The sequence below is a fragment of the Pseudomonas sp. S2_E01 genome (assembly GCF_054668365.1).
The window spans coordinates 339,819-364,072 of the sequence record NZ_CP162762.1; the positions used below are offsets into that span (position 1 = coordinate 339,819).

Genomic DNA, 24,254 nt, shown 5'->3' on the forward strand with positions numbered 1-24,254 from the left:
TCCATGCGAGGCGCTCAGCTGCGACATCAGCCCCCACCCGCACCCGGCCGCAAGCCGGTGCCACGGGGTGCAAGCCGAATGGTGGCCAAGGAGCCGATGTCCGCACGCCTGCCCAAAGCCAATTTTGGCTTTCTCAAAGCCTTGGCCTGGCCGGTATTGCTGGTCGGGCTGGGGTTCGGCACCTACGAGGGCGCGCAAAGGTTGCTGCCGTATGCGGACCGGCCGATCACCAAGGTCGCGGTACAGGGCGACCTCAGCTACATCAGCCAGCAAGCGGTGCAGCAGCGGATCGCCCCCTACGTGGCGTCGAGCTTCTTCACCATCGACCTGGCGAGCATGCGCACCGAGCTTGAGCAGATGCCATGGATTGCCCACGCCGAAGTGCGTCGGGTGTGGCCGGATCAGGTCGTGATCCGCCTGGAAGAACAACTGCCGGTTGCCCGGTGGGGCGATGAGTCCCTGTTGAACAACCAGGGCCAGGCGTTCACCCCGCGTGAGCTGGCGAACTACGAACACCTGCCACAGTTGTTCGGCCCACAACGGGCCCAGCAGCAAGTGATGCAGCAATACCAGGTGCTGAGCCAGATGCTCCGGCCGCTGGGCTTCTCGATTGCGCGCCTGGAGTTGCGTGAACGGGGTAGTTGGTTCCTGACCACCGGTGCCGGCAGTTCGGGCCCGGGGATCGAGCTGCTGCTGGGCCGCGGCAACCAGGTAGAGAAGATGCGCCGTTTCATTGCCATCTATGACAAGACGCTTAAAGAACAGATTACGAACATTGCGAGTATCGATCTGCGTTACGCCAACGGCCTGGCTGTTGGCTGGCGGGAACCGGTAGCGCCCACGACAGCCCAACCCGCTGTCGCGAAGAATTAAGAGAGGCAGGACCCATGGCAAACGTGCAAAGCGGCAAAATGATCGTCGGTCTCGATATCGGCACCTCCAAGGTGGTGGCGCTGGTCGGTGAGGTCGGGGACGACGGCACGCTGGATATCGTCGGGATCGGCACTCATCCGTCCCGCGGCCTGAAGAAGGGCGTGGTGGTGAACATCGAATCCACCGTGCAGTCGATCCAGCGCGCGATTGAAGAAGCGCAGCTGATGGCCGGTTGCCGAATTCACTCGGCGTTCGTCGGCGTGGCGGGCAATCACATCCGCAGCCTCAACTCCCATGGCATCGTCGCCATTCGCGATCGTGAGGTCAGCACCGCCGACCTGGAGCGCGTGCTTGACGCCGCCCAGGCCGTGGCGATCCCGGCGGATCAGCGCGTGCTGCACACCCTGCCGCAGGATTATGTGATCGATAACCAGGAAGGCGTGCGCGAGCCGCTGGGCATGTCCGGCGTACGCCTGGAGGCCAAGGTCCACGTGGTCACCTGCGCCGTCAACGCCGCGCAGAACATCGAGAAGTGCGTGCGCCGCTGTGGCCTGGAAATCGACGACATCATCCTTGAGCAACTGGCGTCCGCGTATTCGGTACTGACCGACGACGAAAAAGAGCTGGGCGTCTGCCTGGTGGACATCGGTGGCGGCACCACTGACATCGCGATCTTCACCGAAGGCGCGATCCGTCACACCGCCGTGATCCCGATTGCTGGCGATCAGGTGACCAACGACATCGCAATGGCGTTGCGCACACCGACCCAGTACGCCGAAGAAATCAAGATCCGCTATGCCTGCGCGCTGGCCAAGCTGGCCGGTGCCGGTGAGACCATCAAGGTGCCAAGCGTAGGCGACCGTCCACCGCGTGAGTTGTCCCGCCAGGCCCTGGCCGAAGTGGTCGAGCCTCGTTACGACGAGCTGTTCACGCTGATCCAGGCCGAGCTGCGACGCAGCGGGTACGAAGACCTGATCCCGGCCGGCATCGTGCTGACCGGTGGTACGTCGAAAATGGAAGGCGCCACCGAGCTGGCCGAAGAGATCTTCCACATGCCGGTACGCCTGGGCGTGCCCCACGGCGTGAAAGGCCTGGATGACGTGGTGCGCAACCCGATCTATTCCACAGGCGTTGGTTTGTTGATGTACGGCCTGCAAAAGCAGTCCGACGGGGTTTCGTTCTCGGGCATCGGCAGCCGTGACAGCTACAGCAATGAAGAACCCAAAGGTGCCCTGCTCGATCGCATCAAGAGCTGGGTACAAGGCAACTTTTAAAGAAGCAGCAGCAAGCTTCAAGCTTGAAGCTGCAAGACAGAGCAAGCAGCAACACGCAGTAACGCAGTAACGCAGTAACGCAGTAACGCAGTAACGCAGTAACGCAGTAGGCGAAAAAAACTAGAGAACGTAAAGGAGAGGGAAAATGTTCGAACTCGTAGACAACGTCCCCGCAAGCCCGGTCATCAAGGTCATCGGTGTTGGCGGAGGCGGCGGCAACGCCGTCAATCACATGGTCAAGAGCAACATTGAAGGCGTTGAGTTCATCTGCGCCAACACTGATGCCCAGGCGCTGAAAAGCATCAGCGCGCGGACCATCCTGCAACTGGGTACTGGCGTGACCAAGGGTCTGGGCGCCGGTGCCAACCCTGAAGTGGGCCGTCAGGCCGCTCTCGAAGATCGTGAGCGCATCGCCGAAGTCCTGCAGGGCACCAACATGGTGTTCATCACCACTGGCATGGGCGGTGGTACCGGTACGGGTGCTGCGCCGATCATTGCCGAAGTCGCCAAGGAAATGGGTATCCTCACCGTTGCGGTGGTGACCCGTCCGTTCCCGTTCGAAGGCCGCAAGCGCATGCAACTGGCCGACGAAGGCATTCGTCTGCTGTCCGAAAGCGTCGACTCGTTGATCACCATTCCCAACGAGAAGCTGCTGACTATCCTCGGTAAGGACGCCAGCCTGCTGTCGGCTTTCGCCAAGGCTGACGATGTACTGGCCGGTGCTGTTCGCGGTATCTCCGACATCATCAAGCGTCCGGGCATGATCAACGTCGACTTTGCCGACGTACGTACCGTGATGAGCGAAATGGGCATGGCGATGATGGGCACTGGCTGCGCCAGCGGTCCGAACCGTGCACGCGAAGCTACCGAAGCGGCCATCCGCAACCCGTTGCTCGAAGACGTGAACCTGCAAGGTGCACGCGGCATCCTGGTGAATATCACCGCAGGTCCAGACCTGTCCCTGGGTGAATACTCCGACGTGGGTAGCATCATCGAAGCCTTCGCTTCCGAGCATGCGATGGTCAAGGTCGGTACCGTTATCGATCCGGACATGCGCGACGAACTCCACGTAACCGTGGTTGCCACCGGTCTGGGTGCAAAAATCGAGAAGCCTGTGAAGGTCATCGACAACACCGTTCACACCTCCATGGCAGCACAACCGCAAACTGCGGCGCCCGCTCGTCAGGAAGCGCCAGCGGTGAATTACCGTGACCTGGACCGTCCGACCGTCATGCGCAACCAGGCCCAGGCCGGTGCTGCGACTGCTGCGAAGATGAATCCGCAAGATGATCTGGACTACCTGGACATCCCGGCTTTCCTGCGTCGTCAGGCCGATTGATGGAATGTATCAGGGCTATGAAGGTGATTGGTGTTCAGCAAAGGCATGGTCTGCTATTATCGCCAGCCTTTGTTGATACCAGTTCGCAATTTGCGCTGAAGCGGCCCAAGCCATGATTAAACAACGCACACTGAAAAATATTATCCGTGCCACAGGTGTTGGTCTGCACTCCGGCGAGAAGGTCTACCTGACCCTCAAGCCTGCACCGATTGACACCGGCATCGTCTTTCGCCGTGCCGACCTCGATCCTGTGGTCGAGATCCCGGCTCGTGCCGCCAACGTCGGCGAGACAACCATGTCGACGACGCTGGTCAACGGTGACGTGAAAGTGGATACGGTTGAGCACTTGCTTTCGGCCATGGCTGGCCTGGGCATCGATAACGCCTACGTCGAGCTCTCCGCGTCCGAAGTCCCGATCATGGATGGCAGCGCTGGACCCTTCGTATTTCTGATTCAATCGGCAGGCCTGGAAGAACAGGATGCTGCCAAGAAATTCATCCGTATCTTGCGGGAAGTGACAGTGGAAGACGGCGACAAGCGCGCCACTTTCGTCCCTTTCGAAGGTTTCAAGGTGAGTTTCGAGATCGATTTCGATCATCCGGTTTTCCGTGACCGCACCCAGAGTGCAAGCGTGGATTTTTCCAGCACTTCGTTCGTAAAAGAAGTCAGCCGCGCCCGTACCTTTGGTTTCATGAGTGACATCGAGTACCTGCGCAAGCACAACCTCGCACTCGGCGGCAGCGTTGAAAACGCGATCGTGGTCGATTCCGATGGTGTACTGAACGAAGACGGCCTTCGTTATGAAGACGAATTCGTTAAGCACAAGATTCTCGATGCAATTGGTGACCTCTACCTGCTGGGCAATAGCCTGATTGGTGAGTTCAAGGGCTTCAAGTCCGGCCACGCACTGAACAACCAGCTGCTGCGCAAGTTGATTGAGCAGACAGATGCCTGGGAAGTCGTGACCTTTGAAGACGCCAGCACCGCACCAATCTCTTACATGCGTCCTGTTGCGGCTGTGTAAGTAAAAAACCTCTCTAGTTTTTTAAAGGCTGCCTTCGGGTGGCCTTTTTTTATGCCTGCGATTTTGTGGATGGGCCCGATCCTCTGTAGGAGCGAGCATGCTCGCGATGGAGGGTCAGGCTCCGAGGGGTGTCAGGCCACCAGCTTTATCGTTAACGACCATCGCGACGGTTCGACGCCTCGACATGCTCGCTCCTACAGGGAGGGGGCGTGTATTCAGGTTGCACTGACCACCCGATTCCGCCCTCCATCCTTGGCCTGATACAACGCTCTGTCCGCCGCGATGAGCAGTTGCTCCAGGCTGTAATGGGTGGCGGTGGTCCAGGTGCTGATGCCGATACTGACCGTAATCGGCGACTCGACCCCCGCCACGAATGGCAGCTGTTCCACGGCCAGCCGAATGTGTTCGGCAATCAATTTCGCGCCCGCACCGTCCGTTTCCGCCAGCACCACGGAAAACTCTTCTCCACCATAGCGCGCCACCAAATCGGCCGGTCGTCGCACATTGTCACCGATCACCTTGGCCAGCGCGCGCAACGCGTCATCACCGGCCTGATGGCCATGTTGATCATTGAACGCCTTGAAATGATCGGCATCGATCATCAATAAGGACAGAGGCTTGCCTGAGCGCTGTGCACGAAACCACTCATGGCGTAGCGTCTGGTCCAACATCCTACGGTTGGCAACGCCGGTCAGCGCGTCGGTGGCAGCCAACTGCGCCAGTTCCTGCTCCGCCATGTGGCGCAGGCGCAGCTCTCGGCACAGTAGGACGGTCAGCCACAGCAGGCCAATGCACAACACCCCCGTGGCGCCGCTGATCACCAGGGCGGTGCGTCGCCAGGCGGCGAACACATCGTTGCCGGAGAGCGCAACGATCACGGTCAACGGCAGGTTGCCGACCCTGGAAAAGGTGTACAGACGTTGCCGGCCGTCGATGCTCGACACGCTATCGAAGCTGCCGTTGCGCTCGCGCAGGATGCGCTGGACGTTGGGGCGGTCGGCGAAACTTCTGCCGATCGGATCATTCTCGAGATGGGGCTTTTGTGCGAGCAGGATACCGTCGTCGCTGATGATCGACAGGATGCCGCCTTCGCCGATGTCCAGACTTTTGAACAGTTGATCGAAATAGCTCAGCCGCATCGACGCGACGGCGACGCCGAGAAATTCCCCTGTGGTCGAGGAAATACGCCGGCTGAAATGGATCCGCCAGCTGTCATCGTCCTCGCTCGGCCGGCTGATGAACATTTCCCTGTCAGGGCTGGCGGCATGCGCCAGGAAGTAATCGCGATCGGAAAAGTTACCCGGTTTGGGATCGATCCGTGACGAATCTGCCAGCACCTCGCCGTTGGGGGCCAGCAACAGGATGACACCCTTGAAGCGAGCGCTGGTGGACCGGTCGAACAGCGCCAGATGACGGATCTGCGCAGACACCTGTTTCAGGTCATCCCTTTGCGAGGCGGCAATCAGGCCTTGCAGGCTCAGGTCATAGAGTTCGACGGTGCGCAGTACGTCGGCATCGATCAGTTGGGCAATGGTGGTTGCGCTGCGTGTGGCTGCTTGCTGGGCACCGGCGCGTTCGCGGATCAGCAGAAAAGTGACGATGGCGATGATGGCGATGACGGTCAGTGAACTGCCTAGTATTGCCAAGATCTCGGGGCGTCCGGTACTGCGTGATGGAATGTGAGTACGACTGGTGGTCATTGGGCTGGCTTGTCTGCTGGAGTGACAGATTAAGCGTAGCCCTAACCGCATGACCTGTAGGAGCGAGCATGCTCGCGATGGACACAAGGCCACCGCGGAGTGTCAAGCTGCCAGCGTTTTCGTTGACGACCATCGCGAGCGTGCTCGCTCCTACAGTGGCTTGGGTTACCGTTACGCCTTGTGTAACAAACACAAAAAAGCCGCTGACAGGCAGCGGCTTTGAAGACAACTTTTCCCAGGGAAGAGCCGAGGAAAAGTGTCGAGGGAAACGTCGCGATCAGCTGTCTTTCTCAACCTGTGGCTGGGCCTGGACGCTCGATGCTTGAGGGGTGTGCGTAGCGCCCGCTGCTTTGGCTGTCATTTCGCTCTGGTGTTGTTCGAACGCCGCTGTGCGTGCGGCATTGTGCGCGGCGAAGGTCTGCGACTCTTCAGCCATGGCGAACGGAGAGACGAACAGGGAAGACAAAACGAACGCGCTGGCAATACCCATACTGTTGGACATCTTTAAAACCTTCTTGCTTGGCAAGTGCTGTTTGGTGCGGGCAAAGATAAGGGGCATCGAGGCGGGGAAAAAGAGCGGATTCATGAAAGGACTGTTGCTCCATAAGCAACAGTCGCGCAATGACAAGGGGTCAGACGGGGAGGTGAATACCGAACGTGTTCATGCCGTGATCGCTGCGTACAAACACATCACCACCGTGCATCAGCGCAATCGCCTTGACGATCGCCAGGCCCAGGCCGTGGTTGTTGCCGCTGTTACTGCGGGACGCATCGACCCGGTAAAAACGCTCGAACAGCCGTGGCAAGTGTTCGCTGGCAATCGGCGAGCCAGGGTTTGCCACACCAATGCTGACTTGATGCTCTTCGACGTCGATGCGCACCTCGATCACCTGGCCGGGATCGGTGTGTTGCACCGCGTTGCTCAGCAGGTTGATCAGCGCCCGACGAAGGTGTGCAATTTCGATCCGAACCTGCGCATCCCCCCGAACCTGTACCTGGACCTGTGCATCTTCAAGGATGAAATCCAGATACTCCAGGGTGGTCGCCACTTCGTCCGCCAGCGACGTGCTGGTCAATTTGGTCGCCTTGCTGCCCTGATCGGCGCTGGCGAGGAACAACATGTCGTTGATGATCGAGCGCAGGCGCTCCAGCTCTTCGAGGTTGGATTGCAGTACCTCGAAATAATGTTCCGCCGAGCGGCCACGGGTCAGCGCCACCTGGGTTTGGCCAATCAGGTTGGTCAACGGCGAGCGCAGTTCGTGGGCGACATCGGCGTTGAACGACTCAAGCCGCGAGTACGCCTGCTCGACCCGCTCCAGGGTGGCGTTGAAGGAGCTGACGAACTGATCAAGCTCTGGCGGCAGCGACGACAGGCGCAAGCGCCCGGAGCGTAGCGGCGGTGCCAGGCGTCGGGCTTCATGGGACAATTCGATCAAAGGCTTGAGGCCGATCCGCGCGACCCAGTAACCCAGCACGGACGCCAGCAGCACACCGATAATGGCCAGGCTGATCAGGGCTACCAGCAGATGGTGCTGGGTCTGGGAAAACGTCTCGGTATCGACCGCGATCATGAAACGAAGCGGCGGACGCTGGTCCTTGGCCGGGAACTGGCTGACCAGCACTTTCAGCGGGTAGGGCTGGTCGGGCAATTGCAGGTCGCGCATGCCCAACGGCCCTTCGGCCAAGGTCCGGATTTGTGACGTCGGGTTGCCATATTCGTAGTGCGGATCGCCACTGACGACCCAAAAACTGATGCGCTTGTCTTCTTCGCTCAGCAACTTGAGCTTGTTGTTGATCTTCACCCAATGTTCCGGCGTGCCGTAGCGACCGATGGCTGACTCGAGCACGCTGTAACGCGCATCGAGCTCGGCTTCGGGCAGCAGGCCCAGGCCTTTGTCGACCTGCTGATACAACGCGCCGCCGATCAGCAGGAACACCAATAGCGCGACCAGCGTGAACATGCCGCTCAGGCGCAGGGCGATGGAGTTACGAGGGGCGATCATCACGGCTCTCCAGCACATAACCCATGCCCCGAATGGTGTGTAGCAGTTTTTCGTCGAACGGCCCGTCGATCTTGGCGCGCAGGCGTTTGATCGCCACTTCGACGACGTTGGCGTCGCTGTCGAAATTGATGTCCCAGACCATTTCGGCAATCGCCGTTTTGGAGAGGATTTCACCCTGGCGACGGGCCAGCACACTGAGCAGTGAGAACTCCTTGGCAGTCAGGTCCAGGCGCGTGCCGGCGCGGGTCGCCTTGCGGCTGATGAGGTCGATCCACAGGTCGGCAATGCTCACCTGGACCGGTTCATGGCCACCGCTGCGCCGGGTCAGTGCTTGCAGGCGCGCCACCAGTTCGAGGAAGGAAAACGGTTTGCCCAGGTAGTCGTCGGCGCCGTCGCGCAGGCCCTTGATGCGATCTTCCACCCGTTCGCGGGCGGTGAGCATGATCACCGGGGTTTGCTTGCGCGCACGCAACGCGCGCAGCACGCCAAAGCCATCGAGGCCCGGCAACATCACGTCGAGGACGATCACGGCGTAGTCGCTTTCCAGTGCCAGGTGCAGGCCTTCCACACCATCGCGCGCCAGGTCCACGGTGTAGCCCTGTTCCGTCAAGCCGCGGTGTAGATAGTCCGCGGTTTTTTCTTCGTCTTCGATAATCAGGACACGCATGACCCCGCCTCAGTCTGTGGTGGCCAGTGCCGGCGTCGGCACGGGTTTGGGTCTATGAAAGATCCGCTCAAGCCACAAGTATATGACCGGCGTGGTAAACAGCGTCAGCACCTGGCTGACCAGCAAACCACCCACCACGGCAATCCCCAACGGTTGGCGCAACTCGGCACCGGTGCCGTAGCCGAGCATCAGCGGCAGGGCACCGAGCAGGGCGGCGAGGGTGGTCATGATGATCGGCCGGAACCGTGTGATGCAGGCCTGGAAGATCGCCTCTTCAGGGGGCAGGCCACCCTTGCGCTGGGCTTCGAGGGCGAAATCGATCATCAGGATGCCGTTTTTCTTGACGATACCGATCAGCAGCACCAGGCCGATCAGGGCCATGATCGAAAAGTCCTGGCCGCAGAGCCACAACATGATCACCGCCCCCAGGCCCGCCGCCGGCAAGGTCGAGATGATGGTCAGCGGGTGCACGAAACTTTCATAGAGCACGCCGAGAATGATGTACACCGCCACCAGTGCCGCAAGGATCAGCCAGGGTTGGCTGGCCAGCGAACTCTGGAACGCCTGGGCGGCGCCCTGGAAATTGCCGCTGATCGCCACCGGCATGCCGATGTCGGCCTTGGCCTGGTTGAGCAGGATCACCGCATCGCCCAGTGCCACGCCAGGGGCGAGGTTGAATGACAGGTTGGCGGCCGGGAACATCCCGTCATGGGCAATCGACAGCGGGCCCACCGTGGGTGGATCGAAGCGGGCGAGGGCCGACAGCGGCACCATCTCACCGCTCAAGGGGGAGCGCAGGTAGAAGTAATTCAGGCTTTCGGCCTTGCCGCGTTGTCGGGTGTCCAGTTCCAGGATCACGTTGTACTGGTTGACCTGGGTCTGGAACTCATTGATCTGGCGTTGACCGAAGGCGTCGTACAGCGCTTCGTCCACATCGCTGGCGGTCAGGCCGAAGCGCGCAGCCGCGCTGCGATCGATGCTGATGTGGGTGATGCTGCCGCCCAATTGCAAGTCGTTGGACACATCGCGAAAGGCGGGGATGCTGCGCAGTTTATCCGTGAGGCGCTGGGTCCAGGTGCTTAGAACCGCGCCGTCGTTGCTCTTGAGTACGTATTGATACTGGGCGCGACTCGGGCCGGAACTGAGGTTGATGTCCTGGCCGGCGCGCAGGTACAGGACGATGCCCGGGACTTTCATCAGCTGCGGGCGAATGCGGTCAATGAACTCACTGGCGGACACATCGCGGTCGCTGCGTTTTTTCAGGGTGATCCAGAAACGGCCATTGGCGATGGTCTGGTTGCTGCCCGAGACGCCGACCGAATGCGAGAAGGTTTCGACCGCCGGGTCAGCCGCGACGATTTCGGCCATGGCCAGATGTTTTTTCACCATGTCGCCGTAGGATATATCCGCAGCCGCTTCGGTGGTGCCGAGAACGAATCCAGTGTCCTGCACCGGGAAGAAGCCCTTGGGAATGAACACATAGCCGCCGACGGCCAGTGCAACCGAGAGGCCGAAGATGCCGATCATCAGTTTCTGATGGGCGAGGGCGCGACGCAGGCCTTTTTCGTACAGGTCGAGCAGGCGCTCGCCGAAGCCCTTTTTACCATCGGCATGATGCACCGGGGCGCGCATGAACAGCGCCGCGAGGGTCGGCGCCAGGGTCAGTGACACGACGACCGAAATGAGAATGGTGGAGGTGGCGGTCAGGGCGAATTCCTTGAACAGGCGCCCGACCACGCCGCCCATGAACAGCAGCGGAATGAACGCCGCCACCAGCGAGAAACTGATCGAGACCACGGTGAAGCCGATCTCCCCTGCACCCTTGATGGCGGCCTCGCGCATGCCGTCCCCGGCCTCCAGATGCCGGTGAATGTTCTCCACCACCACGATCGCATCGTCCACCACGAACCCCACGGCGACCACGATGGCCACCAGCGTCAGGTTGTTGAGGCTGAAGCCCATGACGTACATCAGGGCGAAACTGGCGATCAACGACACACCGAGCACGGCCGAGACGATCAGCGTTGCCGACAGTTGGCGCAGGAACAGGGCCATCACCGCCACCACCAGCAGGATCGCGATCAGCAGGGTGATTTCCACTTCATGCAGCGAGGCGCGGATGGTCTGTGTGCGGTCGATGAGCGTCTTGACCTGTACCGAGGCCGGCAGCATCGCTTCCAATTCCGGCAGGGCGGCCTGGATGCGGTCCACCGTCTCGACGATGTTGGCTCCCGGCTGGCGGAAGATCACCAGGTTGACCCCCGGTTGCGTGCCCGCCCAGGCCTGGACGTAGGCATCTTCCGAACCGTTAACGACTTTGGCCACGTCCCGAAGGTGAACCGGTGCACCGTCCTTGTAGGAAACGATCAACTGGCTGTAGTCCTCGGGGTGGAACAGTTGATCGTTGGTGGACAGGGTGGAAATGCTCGACTCTCCGTACAGCGCACCCTTGGCCAGGTTGAGGCTGGTCTGCTGGATCGCCAGGCGAATATCCGCCAGGGTCAGTCCAATGGCCGCCAGTTTGTCCGCCGAGACCTGTACACGAATCGCCGGACGTTGCTGACCGGTGATGGCGACCTGGCCTACACCGTCGATCTGGCTGATCTGGCGGGACAACAGCGTTTCCGTCAGGTCGCTGAGTTCGGGGCCGGGCATCAGCGATGAGTTGACGCTGAGGATCAACACCGGGCTGTCGGCCGGGTTGACCTTGCGCCAGGTCGGCAGGTTGGGCATGTCCTTTGGCAGTTTGCCGGCGGCGGTGTTGATCGCCGCCTGCACTTCCTGGGCGGCGGTGTCGATGCTCTTGTCGAGGGTGAATTGCAACGTCAGGTTGGTCGAGCCCAGGGCGCTGCTCGACGTCATCTGCGTCACGCCGGGGATGGCGCTGAACTGCACCTCAAGCGGCGTGGCGACCGACGACGCCATGGTCTCAGGGCTGGCGCCGGGCAATTGTGCGGCCACCTGGATGGTCGGGAATTCTGCTTCGGGCAACGGGGCTACCGGCAGGCGCGGGAAGGCGATGGCGCCCAGCAGCACCAGGGCGAAGGTCAGCAGGACCGTCGCCACCGGGTGATCGATGCACCAGGCGGACACTCCGCCCTGGCCTTTCATTGGGCGGCCTGCGATTGCACCACTTGTGCAGGTTCGGTGAGCACCTGCACGGTCGATCCGGGTTTGAGCCGTGATTGCCCGTCGCTGACCAGCACGTCACCCGGCTTTACGCCCTTGATGATGTTCTGGCCGCTGCCCTGATACACGATCTGCACCGGCACGGTTTCGACCTTGTCGCCCTGGACGCGGTAGACGAAGGGCTGATCCAGGCCGCGTTGTACGACAGTGGGCGGCACAACGAGCGCATCCTTGTCGAGCGCTGTCTGAATTTTTACGGTCACCAGCAGGCCCGGCCAGAGCTTCTGTGCGGCGTTGTCGAATTCGGCCTTGGCGCGGATGGTCCCGGTGTTGGCGTTGATTTGATTGTCGATCAGGGTCAAGTGGCCTTCACCCAGCAGGTTTCCGGTCTCGCCGTCGGTGTCGGCGCCGATGTAGGCCTTGACCCGGGCGTGTTGCGGATCGTTGATCAGACCTTGCAAGGTGGGCAGCATCTGTTGCGGCAGGGAGAACTCCACGGCGATCGGGTCGATTTGGGTCACGGTGAACAGACCTTGGGTGTCGCTCATACGCAGGAAGTTGCCTTCGTCCACCGTGCGAATCCCAACGCGGCCGCTGACTGGCGAGCGAATCTGCGTGTAGGAAAGTTGTACCTGAGCCGCATCAATCGAAGCCTGGTTGCCCTGGGCGGTGGCCTTGAGTTGGTTGACCAGCGCTTGTTGCTGGTCGTAAGTCTGCTTGGACACGCCGTCGTCGACGCTCAGCAGTTTGTAGCGTTTGAGATTGACCAGCGCCACTTGCAGTTGCGCCTGGCTTTCGCCGAGTTGCGCGCGGGCCTGGTCGAGGCTGGCGCGGATCGAGCGGTCATCGATGCTGGCGAGTAAATCGCCCTTGCTGACCAGTTGGCCTTCCTTGACCAGGATTTTGGTCAGAATGCCGTCGATTTGCGGACGAACCACCACGCTGTGCAGAGACAGGACCGAGCCGATGCCGCTGACGTAGCGCGGCACATCCTTTTCGGCAACATTTACCACTCGCACCGGGATCGCGCTGGAGGCGGCGAGTCGGGTCTTGGCAGGTTTGGTCAGATACCAGGTGCCCAGCGCGGCCAGGACAATCAACAGGCCTGCAATCAAGGCGGTTTTTTTCGAAATTTGCATGCAAGTGGGGCGCCGGGTGGGGTGGGACGGGTTCAGATAAAGATATCGTTCGCAGGATCAATACCTTTATAAACCCGTTCGCCGGTCAGGAAGGTGACTGCTAACTGACGGCGCTGTCAGTTTGGGTATACTGCCGACTTTATTGCACCACCCGGAGCACTCATGACTTCCCCGACTCAACCACCGGTTGCCGACGCCCCTGGCGACGAACTGGCAGACAGCGAAACCACGCCTGCGATTGCGCCATTCAAGTTCCCGTTCAAGCCGGGCGAACTGGCCGCTGCGAAAACCTCCAATCAGCCGTGGTACAAGAACGGCGCCAAGAACGGTCACACCAAGGTTCCAGGTGCCGCGCCTCCCGGCACGCGTCGTTCGATGGGCAAGCGCTGAGTTCTTTTGTCGCGCTAGTGGCTATGTGCTCATATCCTGAGCCAGATCAAGGTTTGTGTAATCAGTGCGCTTAGAGTCAGCAACTTCGCCGACTCTTACCCACCAGCGAGCGCGCTTTCCATGAAGATCAACCTCCCGGTGACGGGCCGTCAAGTCGATGTTGCGGCTGATGCGAACATCCTTTCGACCACCGATCTGACGAGCGCAATCACCTACGCCAACGACGATTTCATCAAGATCTGCGGTTACAGTCGCGAGCAATTGCTCGGCGCCAAGCACAACCTGCTGCGTCATCCGGACATGCCCCAGGCCGCGTTCGCCCACATGTGGCAGACCCTCAAGAGTGGCCGCTCGTGGATGGGGATGGTGAAAAATCGCTGCCAGAATGGCGACCACTATTGGGTGAGTGCCTTCGCCACGCCGATGACGCAAAACGGGCAGGCGGTGGAGTACCAATCGGTGCGCACCCGCCCGACGGAACAGCAGATCGAGGCTGCAGAAAAGGCCTACACGCAACTTCGCAATGAGCGCACGCCATTGATGCAACGCCTGCCTGTGATCGGGCCAGGCCTGAAGCTGACATTGCTGTTCAGCGCGATCCTGGCCAGTGTCATTGGGTTGCAGGTTTGGCTCAATCCTTCGTCGTTGATGTACGGTTTAGTGGCCCTGATCGGCGGCAGCACGCTGGTGGCCGCCGGCACCTGGCGGATGTTGCGTCCGCTGATGGCCCTGAGCGAGCGCGCCCGGCAGATTGTCGATAACCCGTTGAGCCAAGGCATTTACACCGGTCGCAGGGATGAGTTTGGGCAGATCGAGTTCGCCTTGCAGATGCTCGAAGCTCAGATCGGTGCGGTGGTGGGGCGCATCGGCGATGCCTCGCAGCGCTTGGCGGGGCATGCGGCGGAGCTGGTGGACCATTTGCAGGGCAGTCACAGCAGCACACTGGACCAGCAGGCGGAAACCGATCACGTGGCTGCGGCGATCAACCAGATGTCCTCCAGCGTCGCCCAGGTCGCCAGTCATGCGCAGCAGGCCGCCGTGGCCGCCGATATGGCGGGCAGCGAGACGTTCGAGGGCCATCAGTTGGTCAGTGAAAGCCGTCAGGTTGTGTTGCGCCTGGCCGATGAGCTGACGCACGCCACTGCGGTCATTCATCAACTGGAAGGGCACAGCAGCGAGATCACCGGGGTGCTGGAGGTGATTCGCAGCATCGCCGAGCAGACCAATCTGCTGGCACTCAATGCTGCCATCGAGGCGGCGCGCGCCGGAGACGCCGGACGCGGGTTTGCGGTGGTTGCCGATGAAGTCCGCGGCCTGGCCCAGCGCACCCAGCAGTCGACCAACGAGATCGAGCGCATGATCAACACGTTGCAAAACGGCACGCGCGATGCGGTGCTGGCGATGCAACACAGTGGTGAGCAAGTGCAATGCAGCGTCGAGCAGGCTCGACGTGCTGCCGAGGCGCTGGACGGTATCAGTCGGCGGGTCAACCAGATCAGCGAGATGAACCTGCAGATCGCCTCGGCGGTGGAGGAGCAGAGTACCGTCAGCGAAGACATCAACCGCAACATCAGCAGCATCCGCCGCGCCTGCGAAGTCACGGTCAGCGAAGGGCAGCGCAGCCAGGCGAATTCTGCGGATGTTGCCGGGCTGGCGGGCGACTTGCGGCGATTGGCACAGGAATTCTGGCGAGTGCGCCGTTAAGCCGCGCGCAGTGAAATGAACGCGTAATTGAGCGGGGTTTCAGTGGTCACCTGCGCACCGCTCGCCCGGAGCTGGCTGGCGATATCGTCGCCTGATACGTGGAACTGCCACGCACTGCCCGAGCCCGCCGGCGATTGATCAGTCATCCGGTCGACGACTGTGGCAAACGCCGTCATGTCCGGCAGGTAAGCCGTGAACCCGTCACCCTTGAGCGCCGTCGTGCGAATCCCCAGCGAGGCGCAAATCGCATCCTTGGTGCGAATTTCTTCGCGATCGGCCTGACGCGAACGCTGGATCAGCGCTGCCAGTTCACGGTCGACCAACTCACCGCCGAGGATCAGGTCCGGGCCTTTTTCCCACGATTCGGGCGGGCATTCCTTGATGGCTGGGTTGAGGGAAATGTGCGGATTGATTTCCATCGGATAGATACGGCACACCAACGGACGGCGTTCGTAGATGCGGCAGAGGTTATCGTCGTCAAGATTCCGGCAACGGCCGGCATTGTAAGCGGCGAAGGTGATTGCCACGTGGGCCTGCGCCGAGCCGCTGCTGACTAACACCGAACGCCGCTGAGCATGTTCGCGTTGCTGCGTCGGCAGGCCAAGGCCATTGGCCAGGAAAGCCTCCACCAGCACGATTACCTGACCGCCATCGTCCGCCCACATGCGGGCTTCGGACAGGGTGAGAGGCACGTGATGGTCAGTGCAGCATTTGCCGCAGCCTACGCAGGAAAACGTCGTGTTCATCGAAAGATCAGTCGCTATCATCGGCTTGAAGCAGCGACAGAATGCCGCCGCAAAAAACTGTGCTGAAGCAAGTTATGCGCCATTCACTTTGACTTGGCGGGCGCGCGGATGGAGTCCCATTCGGTGACGTAGGCGGTTTTGTCTTTCTTGCTGTACAGGCACAACTCGGTACCCTGCTGGTTCTTCATGTGTTTTTGCGGGTAGCGACCTTGCAGCAGTACGGCGGTGTAACCGACTCGGTCGTCAAACTGGGCGATATTGCCCACCGGCGCCACATTTTTCAGGCCGCTGGCCTTGGTGCAACTGGCGAGCACTGTTTTGTCATAAGCGGCCCAGGCTTCATCGCTGGAGGCGTGGGCCTGGCTGGCCAGGGCGGTGAGGCAAAGGAGGGTCAGGGTGGTGGCTTTCATGGGCAGGCATCCTTTTGGGAATTTGGACTGAGTATGCCTGATGTTGTGGAGTCGACCCCATCGCGGGCAAGCCCGCTCCTACAACGATTTTGCGTTAACTCTGGACCAGTAGGAGCGAGCTTGCTCGCGATAGCAACCGGCCAGACACTGCCGTGGTGACGGGCACACCGCATCGCGGGCAAGCCCGCTCCTACAGTTGATCTTCGATGCCTCTTGCAGGAGCGGGCTATCAGTCCGGCACCCATTCCCGCCGAACCACGACCATCCCGACACCTTGATACAACCGCTGCGCCCGCCGGTTGTCTTCCAGCACCTTCAAATCCACAAAGCCTTCGCGACGTTGCGCGAATGCCTGGAAGGCATGCAACAGCAGGGCACGGCCCAATCCCCGGCCCTGGGCATCGGGGTGCACCACCAGATTCTTGATGTAGGCACTGGTCCAGCACTGGCAGACGCCAACGATCGCATCGGCCTCAAGGGCAACGAAGCACAGATCGCGATCGTATTCGGCATCGGTCTCGAACCGCTGCTGCCAGATCTCCAGTGCCGGCACGCGGCCGCCGCCGTGCTGGTAGCCCAGTTGCATCAGTCGATGCACGGCGGGCGCGAGTTCGGGGCGGTAGACCTGGACTTCAATGCCAGAGGGCCAGTTGCTCGCCGGCACAACCTCGGCAAGGTTGCGCCGCATCAGCAAGCAAAAGGCCTCGGTCACATCAATGGCCTTGTTCGGCGATCGTCCTGGCCGCTTCGATCAGGCATTTGGTCAGGTCTGGCGAGGAGAACTTGGTCAGCACCGCATTGGCGCCCGCCAGCCGTGCTTTTTCGCTGTTCATCGCGCTGTCCAGCGAGGTGTGCAACAGCACGTAAAGGTGGGCAAAATCCGGGGTCTCGCGCAGGGTGCGGGTGAGGGCGTAACCATCCATTTCCGACATTTCAATGTCAGAGACGATCAGGTTGATCTGCTGCGCCGTGCCTTGCAAGTCCAGCAGGCAGTCGATGGCCTCCTTGGCGCTGCGCGCGGTGTGGCATTGCAGGCCGAGGTTGCGCAGGGTGTGCACCGATTGCTGCAGCGCCACCTGGCTGTCGTCGACCACCAGAATGCGCGCATTGCCCAACAGTTCGGCGTCTTCCATGCTCAGCTCGGTCGGCGCTACTTCGATCTGTGCGGGGGCGATGCCATGGATGACCTTTTCGATGTCCAGGACTTGCACCAGCGTGCCGTCGACCGAGGTTACGCCGGTGATGTACGAACGCACACCGCCGGAACCGAAGGGCGGGGGACGGATGTCGGTGGTCAGGCAGTGGACGATCTTGCTCACGGCCTGGACGTGCAGGCCCTGTTTGGAGCGGCTGATGTCGGTGACGATCAGGCAGCCGCCGTTCGGGTCTTCCAGCGGCCGCTCGCCAATTGCCCGACTGAGGTCGATCACCGACAGCGACGCGCCGCGCAGGGTGGCAATGCCCTGAACATGTGGGTGCGACTCCGGCAATTTGGTCAGCGGTGGGCAGGGAATGATCTCACTGACCTTGAGCAGGTTGATCGCCATCAACTTGCCGCTGCGCAAGGTGAACAGCAGAAGCGAAAGTGAGTCTGCGCGAGCTTTGATGGAGGACATAAAAACCTTCTGTGGAAAAAGGTGATGGGCGATTTCAAGGTTCGCCGACAGCTATCAATGCCGGGTTATCGACTTGAAGGGGGCAGGCTTTAGGAAATTGGCTGAATGGCCTGGCCCAATCGTCGGAACGCCGCCCGGAGCAAGCTCGCTCCTACAGGGGATTTGTGAGCAACACAGAACCCTGTAGGAGCGAGCTTGCTCCGGGCGGCGCTCCGACGATAGCGGTTTCACTTGATCCCCAACCGCTTCGCCATCCGGCCCAGGTTTGCCCGGTCCAGCCCCAACTCTCGCGCCGCGCTCGCCCAGTTGTTGTGGTGGCGCTCCAGGCAGGCGTTGATCAACTGGCGCTGATAGCGTTCAGTCGCCTCGCGCAAATCACCGGTCACCACCGCGGCCGGAATGACGGCGGCCGGCTCGTCCGCCACTTCGACGCTGGCGCTGGGCAAGTCCAGATTCTCCACCCCCAGGCTGAGGATCTTCGGTCGCTCCCGGCAGTTGCCCAGGGCCTTGAGCGCACTGCGACCAATCAAGTGCTCGAGTTCCCGCACGTTGCCTGGCCAATCATAGGCCAGCAATGCGGCCTGTGCTTCGCTGGTCAGGCGCAGGCTGTTGAGGCCCATGCGCGAACGGTTCTGTTCTAGGAAGAAACCGCTGAGCAGCAACACGTCGCGACCGCGATCGCGCAGCGCCGGCACCAGCAGCGGGTAGACGCTCAGGCGATGGTAGAAGTCGGCGCGATAGCGGCCGCTGCGCACTTCTTCGGCAAGGTCACGGTTGGTGGCGGCGATGAGGCGTACATCGACCTGATGCTCCTTGTCGGAGCCCAGGCGCTGCAACTGGCCGCTTTGCAGCACACGCAGCAATTTGGCCTGGACGGTCAGCGACAGCTCACCGACTTCGTCGAGAAAAAGCGTACCTCCGTTGGCCAGTTCGAACTTTCCGCGTCGGTCGCTGGTGGCGCCGGTGAAAGCGCCGCGCACGTGGCCGAACAGTTCGCTTTCCACCAGGGTGTCCGGCAGCGCCGCGCAGTTTAGGCTGATGATCGGCTTGTCGGCGCGGGGCGAGGCGGCGTGAATCGCCTGGGCCACCAGTTCCTTGCCGACCCCGGTCTCGCCGGTGATCAACACGGTCAGGTCGCTACCGCCGACCAGATTGATTTCTTCCACCAGCCGTTTGTGCGCCTTGCTTTGGCCGATCAGTTCGCGATTCTGCTGACCGCTGGCCTGGCGGTACAACTCGGCGCGCTGATGCTCGTCTTCGGCGCGATTAGCCAGGCGCTCGATACGTTCGGCGGCGTTGACCGTGGCAGCAGCCAGGCTGGCGAAGGCCTCCAGGGCGTCCAGTTCGACCGGTTCGCGACTTTGCGGGTCCAGGGCATCGAGGGTCAGCAGCCCCCATGGACGTTCATCGATAAACAGCGGGCAGCCCATGCAGTCGTGGACCTCCAGATGGTCGTCCAGGCCGTCGACCAACCCGTCGTAGGGGTCGGGCAACTCACTGTTCGCGGCGAAGCGGGTCGGCCCGTGGCTGCTGAGCAGCGCTTCGAAGCGTGGGTGTTCGCTGACCTTGAAGCGTCGCCCCAGGGTGTCGGTGCTCAAACCATCGACCGCCAGCGGCACCAGCCATTCGCCATCCAGGCGCAGCAACGCGGCAGCATCGCACGGAAGCAGCGCGCGCATGGCTTCGAGCAGGCGCCGATAACGCTCGCCCTCGGGCAGTTCGCGGGACAGATCGGCGACCAGCGGAAGCAAGGTGGTGAGCAGAGATTTTGCAGTCATAGTGACTCCATGTAGTCCGGATGACTATAAGCCAGGCGCTGTCGATATGACTATAAAGTTATCAACGTATTGATTTATAAGGAATAATTAACTGGCACGGAAACTGATAAAGCTAGGGCAAACACATTAGAAACCCAAGTGGCGCAGGAGTCACCTTATGCTTAGCGTTCAAGACCGTGCAATCGTCAAATCCACCGTGCCGTTGCTGGAAAGTGGCGGCGAGGCGTTGATCACTCATTTCTACCGCATGATGCTTTCCGAGTATCCCGAGGTGCGCCCTCTGTTCAACCAGGCTCACCAGGCCAGCGGCGACCAACCCCGCGCCCTGGCGAACGGCGTGCTGATGTACGCCCGTCACATTGATCAGCTCGATCAACTGGGTGATCTGGTGGCCAAGATCATCAACAAGCACGTGGCCCTGCAAATCCTGCCGGAACACTACCCGATCGTTGGCACTTGCCTGCTGCGTGCGATTTCCGAAGTGCTGGGTGAGGAGATTGCCACCGCGCAGGTCATGAGCGCCTGGGCGGCGGCTTATGGCCAGTTGGCCGACATCCTGATCGGCGCCGAAACCAGCATCTACGACCAGAAAGAACAGGCAAGGGGCGGCTGGCGCGGCGCGCGTGAGTTCATCGTCGCGGCCAAGGTCGAGGAAAGCTCGGAGATCATCTCGTTCTACTTCGAGCCGGCAGACAAGGGGCCGATCCTCGCTTCCGAACCTGGCCAGTACATCGGCATGCAACTGTTCCTCGATGGCGAAGAAATCCGTCGTAACTACTCGCTGTCGTCCCTGAGCAACGACAAGCATTACCGCATCAGCGTCAAGCGCGAGGCCGGTGGTCGCGCGTCCAATCACCTGCACGATGAGCTGCATGTGGGCGACAGCATTCAACTGTTTCCGCCATCGGGCGAATTTACCCTCACCGACAGCGACAAACCGCTGGTACTGATCAGTGGCGGCGTCGGGATTACCCCGACCCTGGCCATGCTTGAAGCGGCCCTGCAAACCGAGCGGCCGGTGCACTTCATCCACTGCGCGCGCAATGGCACGGTTCACGCCTTCCGCGACTGGATCGATGACCTGGCCGAGCGTCATCCGCAGTTGCAGCGCTTCTACTGCTACGCCGAAGATGACGGCGTCAGCCCGGCAGCGCACAAGGTGGGTTTGTTGAGCCAGGAGCAACTGGCTGAGTGGATGCCGGAGCATCGTGATGTGGATGCCTACTTCCTTGGGCCCAAAAGCTTCATGGCGGTGGTCAAGCGTCACCTGAAGGCATTGGGCGTGCCGGAGGAACAGAGCCGCTACGAGTTCTTTGGCCCGGCTTCGGCGTTGGAATAACCCTTACGGGTTAGACAAAGATCCACGGTGGGAGCGGGCTTGCCCGCGATGAGGATTTAACATTCAGCACATCTGTTGGGTGTTAATCCGCTATCGCGGGCAAGCCCGCTCCCACATTTTTTAATCAGCCCTTGAGTTCCTTGAGGTGCTTGTACACCGTCGCCCGCCCCATGTTCAGGACGTTGGCGACGTAGTTGGAGGCGCTTTTGCCCTTGAAGGCGCCTTCGGCATGCAGCGCCAGCACCAATTCGCGTTTGTGGTCGCGTGTCAGCAGGTTCAGGCTGAGCTGGCGTTCGCGCAGCCAGCCGTGCAGGAAGGTGTTGATTCGCTCCTGCCAGTCATCACGGAACAGGGAGTCCGGTTGCGGAATCAGCTTGCTTGGCGACAGGAACAGGTCCAGCGCCGCCTTGGCGTTTTCAAACAACGAAATATTCAGGTTGATGCACAGCACGGCCAGCGGATGACCGTTGCTGTCGCGCAGAACGCTGCTCAAGCTGCGGATCTTCTGACCGTCCCAGTTCAATTTTTCGTACGGCCCGATGTTTCGCTCGCTGATGTCATCGCCGAGCATGTCTTCCAGCGCCGCATCGTCGCCGACTTCACGCTTGGACAGGTTGTTGGCGATGTAATCGATCTTTTGCGTGCGCAGGTCGTGCAGCACCACCTCGGCATGGGGAAAGAACAACGTGGCGATGGCATCGGCAATCGCGCGAAAGTTATCCAGGGCCGGGTCTTTAACAGGTGCATTCATACGAGGGAGCTCCAGGCAGCGGTCAGCGCCCTGCAACACAGGACGCTGGAAGTTTGCCGCAATCAGGTCGGCACGTCACGGCGAACGCCGATCAGCCCAGGCGAGCGGGCGAGAGCATCCCGGCCTCCAGGCCGAACCGCGTGAGCGTCTGCGGTAACGCCTCGCCGCGCACCAGGGCCGCGCTGGCCTGGCCCATGGCGGGTGAAGTCTGGATGCCGTAACCACCTTGCGCTGCGACCCAGAACAGCCCTGGCACCTCGGGGTCAAAACCCGAGACCAGATCGCCGTCGGCGACGAAGCTGCGCAGGCCGGCCCAGGTGCGGGTCGGGCGGCGAATGGTCAGGGTGGTGGCTTCTTCGATCTGGTAGATGCCCATGGCGATGTCCAGCTCTTCGGGCTGCACGTCGTGCGGCTCCACCGGGTCGGCGTTGGCTGGGGAGCCGAGGAACATCCCGGCATCGGGCTTCATGTAGAACGATTCGTCGAGGCTGACCAGCATCGGCCAATGGTGGCTGTCCACGCCTTCGGGGCCGGCAAAGATGAAGGCCGCGCGGCGCTTGGGTTGGAGGCCCAGGGGGTGGGCGCCCGCCAGTTTACCGATCCTGTCGGCCCAGGCACCGGCGGCATTGATGATGATGGGCGCGCTGAAGGTCTGGTTGCCGGTGTGTACCTGCCACATGCCTTCGGCATCGCGGGCCAGGGCCAGGACTTCCATGTCGGTATGCACTTGGCCCTGGTTGCGCCGAATACCGCGCAGATAGCCCTGATGCAGGGCATCGGTGTCGATGTCGCTGGCGGTTGGGTCGTAGATTGCGCCGTGGACTTTCTCCCGGCGCAGGATGGGCAGGCGGGCGCAGGCTTCTTCGGCGCTGAGCAACTGCATCTCAGGCACGGTGGCCCTGGCGCTCAGGTACTGATTGTTCAGCTCGGCCGGATCGCCGGTGAAGTCCACGGTCATCTCGCCGCGCGGGGTCAATAGCGGGTGCTCGCAGAAGCCGGCAGGTGGGGCGTCGAAGAAATCACGACTGGCCAGGGTCAACGCCCGCACCTGCGGGGTGCCATAGGCTGCGGTGAACAACGCGGCGGAACGTCCGGTGGAGTGATAGGCCGGATGGGATTCGCGTTCGAGCACAATCACGCGTCCGTGCTGCGACAGCCAGAAACCGGTGGAAGCACCGGCAATCCCGCCGCCGATGATGATGAAGTCTGCGTGGCTCATGTGGGTCTCCTGAATGGGCCGCAATGCCATGAATGTCTGTGAACCGAACCTCTGTAGGAGCGAGCTTGCTCGCGATGGCGGTGTGTCAGATACCCCCATTGGTGGCTGAAACACCGCCATCGCGAGCAAACCCGCTCCCACAGTTGGGGATCAGTGTTGTTGCTGGAGTTGGTACAGGGCATTGGCCAGCGCAATGTCTTCCAGGCCCAACCCGATCGAGCGGAAAAACACAGGGCGCTGGTAATCGGGGCGCGGGACCTTGCCGCTGAGCAAGTCCGGCAGATCACCCACGATCCGCGCCGAATCCCAGCCATGTCGTTCGCCCGCAATCAACATCTCCCCGGCTGAACCCGGCGTGGTCAGGCGATAGTCACAGAACACCTGCATGTCATTCAGGCTTTGCGGCGGTACTTCATGGGCGCGCGGTGCGTTGGTGCTGATGGAGGTGATCAGCGCCGGCTTGCTCAAGGTTGACGGGTCGATGACAGGACCCGCTGATGAGGTGCACAACAGGATCACGTCGGCGTCGTCGATGGCCGCTTCGCGGCTGTCGGCCAGGGTCAGGCGTGGGTCAAGACCCTTTATAAGCGCCAGCTCCTCTCTGGTGCAGTCGTTCAAGCCCGGCGAATAGATGCGGATTTCCCTCCAGTCGCGCAGGCGTTTGACATAGTGCACGTGAGCCTGGGCCACCTTGCCGCTGCCGATGATCGCCAGGCGTTGCGCATTCGACGCGGCAAGCGCATCGACGGCCACGGCCGTGGTCGCGGCGGTGCGTGCTGTGGTCAGTTCGCCAGCATCGCACAGCAACAGCGGTTGGCCGGTCCGCATCGACATCAGCAACGTCCAGGCCGTTACCAGTGCGCCCTGCTCACGCACGATGTAGGGCGAGGTTTTCACCCCATAGACGCCATCCTCGGCCAGCACGCCTAAATAGTTGATGAAGTCGCCGGCACCCTTTGGAAACTCCACCAGTTGCTGCGCTGGTTGCACAGCCTGCCCGGCAGCCAGGTCACGGAACAGTTTGCGCAGGATCTGTGGCACATCGATTTGCGCCAACAGTTCGCGAGCCTGAGGTTGGTTGATCACGTAGGGGGTGCTGGACATGGGCGGCTCCGGGTGCGAATAAACTAATTTGTCTATTATGGACTTTTAA

General features: G+C 61.2%; 21 protein-coding genes and 1 pseudogene. 8 read left to right on the forward strand and 14 right to left on the reverse strand.

What is annotated here, in order from left to right:
- Positions 1-3 precede the first annotated feature (3 nt).
- From AB4O36_RS01670 to lpxC, 4 genes are all read left to right on the forward strand, one after another.
- Entirely contained in the window at positions 4-873 is an 870-nt protein-coding gene (locus AB4O36_RS01670; protein ID WP_460121083.1) for a cell division protein FtsQ/DivIB, read from the forward strand.
- A gap of 14 nt (positions 874-887) precedes the next feature.
- A complete protein-coding gene (gene ftsA, locus AB4O36_RS01675; RefSeq protein WP_460121085.1) occupies positions 888-2,147 on the forward strand; it encodes a cell division protein FtsA in 1,260 nt (419 codons plus the stop codon).
- Positions 2,148-2,292: 145 nt separating this feature from the next.
- Positions 2,293-3,486, forward strand: a complete 1,194-nt coding sequence (gene ftsZ, locus AB4O36_RS01680) for a cell division protein FtsZ (RefSeq protein WP_460121087.1) — start codon at positions 2,293-2,295, stop codon at positions 3,484-3,486.
- Positions 3,487-3,598: 112 nt separating this feature from the next.
- A complete protein-coding gene (gene lpxC, locus AB4O36_RS01685) occupies positions 3,599-4,510 on the forward strand; it encodes a UDP-3-O-acyl-N-acetylglucosamine deacetylase (RefSeq protein WP_460121089.1) in 912 nt (303 codons plus the stop codon).
- Between the two features lie 215 nt (positions 4,511-4,725).
- Here the strand turns inward: lpxC and AB4O36_RS01690 are convergent, their stop codons facing one another.
- The 6 genes from AB4O36_RS01690 to AB4O36_RS01715 form a co-directional block, all read right to left on the reverse strand.
- Positions 4,726-6,210, reverse strand: a complete 1,485-nt coding sequence (locus AB4O36_RS01690; RefSeq protein ID WP_460140938.1) for a GGDEF domain-containing protein — start codon at positions 6,208-6,210, stop codon at positions 4,726-4,728.
- A gap of 277 nt (positions 6,211-6,487) precedes the next feature.
- A complete protein-coding gene (locus tag AB4O36_RS01695; protein WP_460142100.1) occupies positions 6,488-6,712 on the reverse strand; it encodes a hypothetical protein in 225 nt (74 codons plus the stop codon).
- Between the two features lie 130 nt (positions 6,713-6,842).
- Positions 6,843-8,213 carry a heavy metal sensor histidine kinase gene (locus AB4O36_RS01700; protein WP_460121093.1) on the reverse strand — a complete coding sequence of 457 codons (1,371 nt, stop codon included), beginning with the start codon at positions 8,211-8,213 and terminating at the stop codon, positions 6,843-6,845.
- The gene (locus AB4O36_RS01705) at positions 8,197-8,880 is read right to left on the reverse strand and encodes a heavy metal response regulator transcription factor (RefSeq protein WP_460121096.1); all 684 of its coding nucleotides are present in this window, start codon (positions 8,878-8,880) and stop codon (positions 8,197-8,199) included. Before AB4O36_RS01705 ends, AB4O36_RS01700 begins: the two co-directional genes overlap by 17 nt.
- A gap of 9 nt (positions 8,881-8,889) precedes the next feature.
- A complete protein-coding gene (locus AB4O36_RS01710; RefSeq protein ID WP_460140939.1) occupies positions 8,890-11,991 on the reverse strand; it encodes a multidrug efflux RND transporter permease subunit in 3,102 nt (1,033 codons plus the stop codon).
- Entirely contained in the window at positions 11,988-13,148 is a 1,161-nt protein-coding gene (locus tag AB4O36_RS01715; RefSeq protein WP_460140940.1) for an efflux RND transporter periplasmic adaptor subunit, read from the reverse strand. The genes AB4O36_RS01710 and AB4O36_RS01715 overlap by 4 nt, the downstream gene beginning before the upstream one ends.
- A gap of 162 nt (positions 13,149-13,310) precedes the next feature.
- Between AB4O36_RS01715 and AB4O36_RS01720 the strand changes: the two genes are divergently transcribed.
- The 3 genes and pseudogenes from AB4O36_RS01720 to AB4O36_RS01730 all read left to right on the forward strand — a co-directional run bounded on the left by AB4O36_RS01720 (position 13,311) and on the right by AB4O36_RS01730 (position 15,242).
- Positions 13,311-13,538 carry a hypothetical protein gene (locus tag AB4O36_RS01720; protein ID WP_460121104.1) on the forward strand — a complete coding sequence of 76 codons (228 nt, stop codon included), beginning with the start codon at positions 13,311-13,313 and terminating at the stop codon, positions 13,536-13,538.
- A 120-nt stretch (positions 13,539-13,658) separates the two neighbouring features.
- Positions 13,659-13,940 (forward strand): annotated as a pseudogene (locus AB4O36_RS01725) (PAS domain-containing protein); the annotation flags it as partial.
- Between the two features lie 246 nt (positions 13,941-14,186).
- Positions 14,187-15,242: a methyl-accepting chemotaxis protein gene (locus tag AB4O36_RS01730; protein ID WP_460126560.1), complete on the forward strand. Its 1,056-nt coding sequence runs from the start codon at positions 14,187-14,189 to the stop codon at positions 15,240-15,242.
- Here AB4O36_RS01730 and AB4O36_RS01735 read toward each other — a convergent pair.
- From AB4O36_RS01735 to norR, 5 genes are all read right to left on the reverse strand, one after another.
- Positions 15,239-15,988, reverse strand: a complete 750-nt coding sequence (locus tag AB4O36_RS01735) for a YkgJ family cysteine cluster protein (protein WP_460140941.1) — start codon at positions 15,986-15,988, stop codon at positions 15,239-15,241. The genes AB4O36_RS01730 and AB4O36_RS01735 overlap by 4 nt on opposite strands.
- Before the next feature lie 83 nt (positions 15,989-16,071).
- The gene (locus AB4O36_RS01740) at positions 16,072-16,398 is read right to left on the reverse strand and encodes a hypothetical protein (protein ID WP_460121109.1); all 327 of its coding nucleotides are present in this window, start codon (positions 16,396-16,398) and stop codon (positions 16,072-16,074) included.
- 229 nt (positions 16,399-16,627) lie between these two features.
- Positions 16,628-17,086, reverse strand: a complete 459-nt coding sequence (locus AB4O36_RS01745; RefSeq protein ID WP_460142101.1) for a GNAT family N-acetyltransferase — start codon at positions 17,084-17,086, stop codon at positions 16,628-16,630.
- A gap of 25 nt (positions 17,087-17,111) precedes the next feature.
- Positions 17,112-18,014: a chemotaxis protein CheW gene (locus AB4O36_RS01750; protein ID WP_460121115.1), complete on the reverse strand. Its 903-nt coding sequence runs from the start codon at positions 18,012-18,014 to the stop codon at positions 17,112-17,114.
- A 227-nt stretch (positions 18,015-18,241) separates the two neighbouring features.
- A complete protein-coding gene (norR, locus tag AB4O36_RS01755; protein ID WP_460140942.1) occupies positions 18,242-19,792 on the reverse strand; it encodes a nitric oxide reductase transcriptional regulator NorR in 1,551 nt (516 codons plus the stop codon).
- A gap of 157 nt (positions 19,793-19,949) precedes the next feature.
- Here norR and hmpA point away from each other — a divergent pair, with 157 nt between their 5' ends.
- Positions 19,950-21,131 carry an NO-inducible flavohemoprotein gene (hmpA, locus tag AB4O36_RS01760; RefSeq protein ID WP_460140943.1) on the forward strand — a complete coding sequence of 394 codons (1,182 nt, stop codon included), beginning with the start codon at positions 19,950-19,952 and terminating at the stop codon, positions 21,129-21,131.
- A 124-nt stretch (positions 21,132-21,255) separates the two neighbouring features.
- Here the strand turns inward: hmpA and AB4O36_RS01765 are convergent, their stop codons facing one another.
- The 3 genes from AB4O36_RS01765 to AB4O36_RS01775 form a co-directional block, all read right to left on the reverse strand.
- Positions 21,256-21,882, reverse strand: coding sequence for a helix-turn-helix transcriptional regulator (locus AB4O36_RS01765; RefSeq protein ID WP_460121122.1), 627 nt, complete (start codon positions 21,880-21,882; stop codon positions 21,256-21,258).
- A 91-nt stretch (positions 21,883-21,973) separates the two neighbouring features.
- Entirely contained in the window at positions 21,974-23,101 is a 1,128-nt protein-coding gene (locus AB4O36_RS01770) for an NAD(P)/FAD-dependent oxidoreductase (RefSeq protein WP_460140944.1), read from the reverse strand.
- Positions 23,102-23,251: 150 nt separating this feature from the next.
- Entirely contained in the window at positions 23,252-24,205 is a 954-nt protein-coding gene (locus AB4O36_RS01775) for an ornithine cyclodeaminase family protein (protein ID WP_460140945.1), read from the reverse strand.
- Positions 24,206-24,254: the final 49 nt, after the last annotated feature.

What these genes read in the sequence shown, in the direction of transcription:
- AB4O36_RS01670 (WP_460121083.1), top strand. Translation starts at nt 4, where the DNA reads ATGCGAGGCGCTCAGCTGCGACATCAGCCCCCACCCGCACCCGGCCGC.
- AB4O36_RS01740 (WP_460121109.1), bottom strand. Translation starts at nt 16,398, where the DNA reads ATGAAAGCCACCACCCTGACCCTCCTTTGCCTCACCGCCCTGGCCAGC.
- AB4O36_RS01770 (WP_460140944.1), bottom strand. Translation starts at nt 23,101, where the DNA reads ATGAGCCACGCAGACTTCATCATCATCGGCGGCGGGATTGCCGGTGCT.
- AB4O36_RS01720 (WP_460121104.1), top strand. Translation starts at nt 13,311, where the DNA reads ATGACTTCCCCGACTCAACCACCGGTTGCCGACGCCCCTGGCGACGAA.
- norR (WP_460140942.1), bottom strand. Translation starts at nt 19,792, where the DNA reads ATGACTGCAAAATCTCTGCTCACCACCTTGCTTCCGCTGGTCGCCGAT.
- AB4O36_RS01690 (WP_460140938.1), bottom strand. Translation starts at nt 6,210, where the DNA reads ATGACCACCAGTCGTACTCACATTCCATCACGCAGTACCGGACGCCCC.
- AB4O36_RS01695 (WP_460142100.1), bottom strand. Translation starts at nt 6,712, where the DNA reads ATGTCCAACAGTATGGGTATTGCCAGCGCGTTCGTTTTGTCTTCCCTG.
- AB4O36_RS01735 (WP_460140941.1), bottom strand. Translation starts at nt 15,988, where the DNA reads ATGAACACGACGTTTTCCTGCGTAGGCTGCGGCAAATGCTGCACTGAC.
- AB4O36_RS01750 (WP_460121115.1), bottom strand. Translation starts at nt 18,014, where the DNA reads ATGTCCTCCATCAAAGCTCGCGCAGACTCACTTTCGCTTCTGCTGTTC.
- AB4O36_RS01775 (WP_460140945.1), bottom strand. Translation starts at nt 24,205, where the DNA reads ATGTCCAGCACCCCCTACGTGATCAACCAACCTCAGGCTCGCGAACTG.
- AB4O36_RS01730 (WP_460126560.1), top strand. Translation starts at nt 14,187, where the DNA reads ATGTACGGTTTAGTGGCCCTGATCGGCGGCAGCACGCTGGTGGCCGCC.
- AB4O36_RS01700 (WP_460121093.1), bottom strand. Translation starts at nt 8,213, where the DNA reads ATGATCGCCCCTCGTAACTCCATCGCCCTGCGCCTGAGCGGCATGTTC.
- AB4O36_RS01710 (WP_460140939.1), bottom strand. Translation starts at nt 11,991, where the DNA reads ATGAAAGGCCAGGGCGGAGTGTCCGCCTGGTGCATCGATCACCCGGTG.
- lpxC (WP_460121089.1), top strand. Translation starts at nt 3,599, where the DNA reads ATGATTAAACAACGCACACTGAAAAATATTATCCGTGCCACAGGTGTT.
- AB4O36_RS01705 (WP_460121096.1), bottom strand. Translation starts at nt 8,880, where the DNA reads ATGCGTGTCCTGATTATCGAAGACGAAGAAAAAACCGCGGACTATCTA.
- hmpA (WP_460140943.1), top strand. Translation starts at nt 19,950, where the DNA reads ATGCTTAGCGTTCAAGACCGTGCAATCGTCAAATCCACCGTGCCGTTG.
- AB4O36_RS01715 (WP_460140940.1), bottom strand. Translation starts at nt 13,148, where the DNA reads ATGCAAATTTCGAAAAAAACCGCCTTGATTGCAGGCCTGTTGATTGTC.
- ftsZ (WP_460121087.1), top strand. Translation starts at nt 2,293, where the DNA reads ATGTTCGAACTCGTAGACAACGTCCCCGCAAGCCCGGTCATCAAGGTC.
- ftsA (WP_460121085.1), top strand. Translation starts at nt 888, where the DNA reads ATGGCAAACGTGCAAAGCGGCAAAATGATCGTCGGTCTCGATATCGGC.
- AB4O36_RS01765 (WP_460121122.1), bottom strand. Translation starts at nt 21,882, where the DNA reads ATGAATGCACCTGTTAAAGACCCGGCCCTGGATAACTTTCGCGCGATT.
- AB4O36_RS01745 (WP_460142101.1), bottom strand. Translation starts at nt 17,086, where the DNA reads ATGCGGCGCAACCTTGCCGAGGTTGTGCCGGCGAGCAACTGGCCCTCT.